The sequence below is a fragment of the Nostoc cf. edaphicum LEGE 07299 genome, assembly GCF_015207245.1.
GTDB lineage: Bacteria > Cyanobacteriota > Cyanobacteriia > Cyanobacteriales > Nostocaceae > Nostoc > Nostoc edaphicum_B.
The window spans coordinates 1-3,724 of sequence record NZ_JADEXF010000615.1 but is presented as its reverse complement, the minus strand read 5'-3'; the positions used below and the strand labels follow the sequence as shown (position 1 = coordinate 3,724).

The 3,724-nt window shown below is 39.5% G+C and carries 4 protein-coding genes and 1 pseudogene; 1 reads left to right on the top strand and 4 read right to left on the bottom strand.

Annotation, left to right across the window (positions count from 1 at the left end; all coding sequences use genetic code 11):
* Positions 1–553 (bottom strand): hypothetical protein (locus tag IQ229_RS17810; protein ID WP_228013535.1); only part of this gene is annotated, 553 nt, incomplete at its 3' end.
* A gap of 234 nt (positions 554–787) precedes the next feature.
* On the opposite strand from IQ229_RS17810, the gene IQ229_RS17805 reads away from it, so the two are divergent.
* On the top strand, positions 788–1,042 hold the full coding sequence (locus tag IQ229_RS17805) for a hypothetical protein (RefSeq protein ID WP_179064379.1): 255 nt from the start codon (positions 788–790) through the stop codon (positions 1,040–1,042).
* Between the two features lie 265 nt (positions 1,043–1,307).
* Here IQ229_RS17805 and IQ229_RS17800 read toward each other — a convergent pair whose 3' ends face one another.
* The 3 genes and pseudogenes from IQ229_RS17800 to phnM all read right to left on the bottom strand — a co-directional run bounded on the left by IQ229_RS17800 (position 1,308) and on the right by phnM (position 3,586).
* Positions 1,308–2,120, bottom strand: coding sequence for a hypothetical protein (locus IQ229_RS17800; RefSeq protein WP_228013534.1), 813 nt, complete (start codon positions 2,118–2,120; stop codon positions 1,308–1,310).
* 61 nt (positions 2,121–2,181) lie between these two features.
* Positions 2,182–2,416, bottom strand: a pseudogene (locus IQ229_RS24175) (IS4 family transposase); the annotation flags it as partial.
* A 33-nt stretch (positions 2,417–2,449) separates the two neighbouring features.
* On the bottom strand, positions 2,450–3,586 hold the full coding sequence (phnM, locus tag IQ229_RS17790; RefSeq protein ID WP_194045978.1) for a phosphonate metabolism protein PhnM: 1,137 nt from the start codon (positions 3,584–3,586) through the stop codon (positions 2,450–2,452).
* Positions 3,587–3,724 lie beyond the last annotated feature (138 nt).

Below are 3,724 nucleotides of genomic sequence, written 5' to 3'. Positions count from 1 at the left end.
GCTGTTCTCCTTGTGCTTGTGGCAATTGAATTGCACTGACTGCTGTACCACTTAATACTTCATATAACACGTATAACAAAGTCCCATGTCCTTCGGGCTGTAACGCATCAATTGCCCAAATTAAACCGCCATGTTCAACTACTGTGGCAGCTAACTTCTCCTGTGTATGTGCCATCGTTCCACCCAACAGTGCCAGAAATTGACGATATAACTTACCTACATTACTCTCGTTAATTTCCACACCACGCTGATTTAATTCTCGTTGAATTTCTACCAACTGTTGATGCTCATGCTCATGTTGCCAACCGATAAATGCCAGCACATCTAGTCCGTAAGTGCTTTGAGGCAAACTATATTTTAATACGCCATATGCTAAGTAGTGTTTACCAAAATATTCACATTCGGCGTTGGCACATTCTTTACCCTTACCTGCTACAAACACTGCTCCGTTTAGCGTTTGAATGGTTTTCCGCATATGCCAATACTGCCAATTTGTTGACTGTGGTGCAAACCTGCCGCCGTCAAGGTAGGTCTGTAATTGATTTTTTTGCACAAGCTCTACTGGCTGGTTCTCTTGATTATCAGTCTCGTCCGTCTCTGCTTCCTAAATATTAAACCTGAATCCTTACGCTGATACTTTTGCTAAATTAGTAGGACATGTTTATGCAGAAGTTTTCTATTATGAGGAGCCTAGAATAATATTTAGTGGCGATAACTACTGCGAAATAGATGCTTATGTTGTTAATGCTGGGGCTGATTCTTCTTCATAAAAGATAAAATAAAAGATATGCCTAAAAAAGATGTCTGGGTAGTATTTGGTCACTTTCTAGATTTAAATTACTATTATGTATCAAATACTGAATGGACTTTTGAAATAGAAGAAGCTTGCTTATTTAAAACCAAGGAATTAGCCGAAAGCACAATAGATAGGCTAAAAACTTATGAGAAAAAGAATCTAGACTTTCACGGAATCAACCCAGATAGCTTGTCTGTTGAACGCACTTGGCTTGAAGTTAGCGAATTTCTGCATTTTACGGTTTAATTCATATCTAACAAATACGAGCGCAAAAAGTTGTACTTTTGATGCTAAGACACCAATAGACAAAACAATTTTTTATGCCCCACAAATCCACAAATAGCTGCCCCCAAATTCACATCCAGCTAGACAAAGAACCCGGATTGCTAAACGAAATTTTTAAAACCTAAACTGTTTAGTTTGCACTTGGTGACAACTTCGCCAACAGTGTCTTTGCCAGTCCTACCCCTAATTTTGAGTAGATTAAACTCTCTCTCTATTTACAGATTTACTATTGCTCAATACCTTTTTGCGATCGCTGTTGATTGATTAATGCTTGTTGGGTAAAGAAACGCAAACTTTCAATCTGCTCAATTTCGTTTGTTGTTAGTCGAGTTGGTATCTCTTCGTACCAGGTTCCCTGACTGTAGCAGATTTGCATCACAGGAGTATTATCCCCATGACGGTAAACACTCAGAGTATTGCTATCTAAGCTGGCACTCAACTCCCGTCCTTTGATACGGAAGTTATTGGTAACAAGCATATAGTCAGTAATTATAAAAGGCAGATGTTTGAGAGTAGAAGCCAGAAGGGTAACAGAAGCAGGAATAAGGGAAGATTGCTCTTCCAGGATTTGTTGAGTAGTAAGACCGTTTTCTTCTGAAATATCCTGTTGTGGGTGCTGTTTCTTTGGATGCGGCTGAACTTTTTTCTTAGTCTTATTTGCTTCCGAAGTGGGGTTATATTCTAATTTTGGTTGTATTATCGAAATCTCACTGGGATAATTACTGTTTAGTGTATATATAGTAACAAATTTTTTAGAGGTACTATCGGTATTACCATTACTGTCACTTGTACTGCTATTAGTAGGTTTATCACTATATAAGTAATCAATATTACTTAAAATTATACTATTTATGCGAGCAATTGCTTTGGCTTTAGCTTGTTGAATTACTTCTTTATCTTTATCTGGGTCGTACATGATTCCATATTCAGACAGCAGTTTGTTCCAACTATAGGGTTTGTATACTTGATAACCAGCGATTTTCACATCATTATGGATGTAGGTAAAACCAAGTAGTTCCTCCCCCCGCATTTTAGGCAATACCCCAATGCATCGATAAGAGGTTAAGATAATTACACTTTTGTCAAGAGGGTGCGTGAAGAGGGGATAAATCCAGCTTAGAGACTGGCAATCGTTTGGCTTTGACGACTCCTAAATCTTGATTTTCCTTAGCAGCAAAATACTTCACAAGGTCTTCGGCTTTGCCTTTTTCTTGCGCGACACTAAAATGATACAAACAATCGAATTATCATCTCCAGAGAAATGCGGTCAAAAGGTAGAGATAATTCATCGGTAACTGCATCTCCTAAACCGACTAAGACGGCATAAAATAGCCAATAAAAGTTACATTTATATGTAATATTTTTAACTTAAGAAATACGATTGCCTTGGCAGATAGTTGCACTCAAACGGGGTATGATACCATCATCATGAACAGTGATCGCATCAGCTCTTTTTCCAACCTCCAAACTACCGCGATCGCAAAATAAATTAATGGCTTTGGCTGGGTTACTGGTAAATAATTGCATAGCTTGGTAAATAGGCTTGCCAGTCTTATGGGCAATTATCCAGATGGATTGCAATAAGCTTTGAGGAACATAATCAGAAGAGATCACATCAACTAAATCGTGCAAAACAAGTTTCATAGCTGAAACGTTACCAGAGTGAGAACCACCTAAAACTAAATTAGGCGCACCCATCAAAACTTGTAATCCTAAGTTATGCGCTGCTTTGGCAGCTTCTAATGTAGTTGGAAACTCAGCTAGCACTACTCCATCTTGAACCGCTTCTTGGACGTGTTCCACAGTAGCATCATCGTGACTTGCTAAGGAAATACCTTTGGCTTTGGTAAGTTCTACTAAAGCCATACGATTTTTTTGTGCATATAGTTGTTGCTGTTGCTGACGAATGATGATGAACTCGTCAATTTTGTCAGGAGTAACACCGTGTTTTCCCATGTAATACTCTTTAAACTTGTCCAACCGGGTAAACTGCCGTTGACCTGGAGTATGATCCATCAGCGAAATCATTGATAAAAGAGGATGATCTGAGTATTGCGCTGTAATCTCATAAACCTTGTCAAAAGCCAGTTCACAGCGTAAATGAATGCGATGTTCCACACAGAAGCGTCCGGCGACTTGTGCTTGGGAAATGACATCAATCATCGGCGCATAGTTAGTTAAGCGAGGAGAGCCAGCCGCCACATCACCAATTGCGATCGCATCGCATACTGTTGTGACTCCCGCACTAGCTAAATCTCGGTCATGATAAACTGCTGCGGCTTCTAAAGGCCAACGAATACCGGGGCGGGGAGACATACAGCGTTCGAGATTATCGGTGTGTAACTCAATCAATCCTGGTAATAGATAATCTCCCTGACCATTTTGACCATGACTCACAATCCCTGGTTGAATATCAGCAATCAATCCATCTCGCACTACTAAAGTACCTAGCAGTTCTTGATCTGGTAGTTGCAGACGATAGTTAGTGTAAATCTGTTCATTCATGGTTCAATTATCCTTACCAAAGATTAATTCGCGGTTACAAAGTTGCGATCGCACTTCTTCATCGTGAAAAATGCCAATTAAGCCACAGCCTTTAGCTTTTTTCTCTTGCAAAAGTTCAATGACTACTTGGCGATTGGT